Raw genomic sequence first — 1,290 nt, 5'->3', positions numbered from 1 at the left:
ACAAAACCGTTGTGCTTAATTATGAAAAAAACATAGTGACTAAAATCAAAATCCTTTTTCTACTGTTTTCAATGCAATTATTTTCACAGAATTTGGTTCAAAATCCAAGTTTTGAAGAAACCAAAAGATGTGCGGAATTGATTGGAAATTTTGACAATAATGTAAAATATTGGTCAACACCAACTTGGGGAACGACAGATGTATTCAGTACTTGTGCTAAAGGAGTAGTTGGAATTCCTAATAATTACAACGGAATGCAAGAAACTAAATCTGGAAAGAATTATGCTGGATTCTATTTGCACTCTGATGAAAACTATCGCGAATATATTCAAGTAGAATTATCCGAAAAATTGCAAAAAGGAATTAAATACAAACTTTCATTTTATGTGAATCTTGCTGAAAAATCCGATTTTGCAATTAAGAATATTGATTTTATGTTATCGCCAGATAAGATAAACACGACTATTTCAAGGGAATTATCTGAAAAGCAATTAAAAAAGTCTAAAATTGATAGCTATTCAATTTACAAAATTGACAACACAAGATTTTATGACAACTCTAGTAGTTGGACATTAATTTCTAAGGAATTCAATGCTAAAGGAACTGAACAATTTTTGACGATTGGTAACTTCAATAAAAACTCAAAAACTGACAAAACTCTTGTTTCAAATAAAAACAGATTTAATATCTCTTATTACTATATCGACTTAGTAAGTTTGGAGCGAACCGATTTACCTAACATAGAAAATGAAGAAAAAACTGAAGTATTTCAAGAAAAAACAGTGAAAACAGAAACTGAAAAAATTGAATTAAATAAAGACTATACTTTTACAAATGTAGTTTTCAATTTTAATAGTACTGAACTATCGGAAAATGCAAAATCGGAAATTAAATCTATTTATAAAATCCTTGAAAAAAATCCTGAGACTAGAATTTTAATTTCTGGTCATACAGACAATGTTGGAACATCTAATTTTAATCAAGAACTGTCAGAAAATCGGGCTAAATCGGTCGCTAATTTTTTAGTGTTTTTAGGCTTAGATAATAGTAGAATTTCTGCAATTGGATACGGCAATACAAATCCGATTTCGACAAATGAAACTGAAAAAGGTCGGAATAAAAACAGACGAGTTTCATTTAAGATTGTGCAAAAATAACTAAGCACAACAACGTATAAAATTAATTGCTAGTACTAGCCTACTTACGAAAATCCTCGCGGATTTTCTATTCAGTTTTTATTTGCTAACTTTAGTGCTTAAAACACGCAACTAATCTTATACAAGACCGTTG

General features: G+C 29.4%; 1 protein-coding gene. It reads left to right on the top strand.

The features are described 5' to 3' along the window. Positions 1-1,157: OmpA family protein (locus tag VDP25_RS17575; protein WP_334471939.1), on the top strand; the 1,157-nt coding region annotated here is incomplete at its 5' end. Positions 1,158-1,290: the final 133 nt, after the last annotated feature.

Origin of the sequence: Winogradskyella sp. ECml5-4, from assembly GCF_036903175.1 — a bacterium.
GTDB lineage: Bacteria > Bacteroidota > Bacteroidia > Flavobacteriales > Flavobacteriaceae > Winogradskyella > Winogradskyella damuponensis.
Note: the sequence above shows the minus strand (reverse complement) of the source record. Positions and strands in the feature narration are given on the sequence as shown.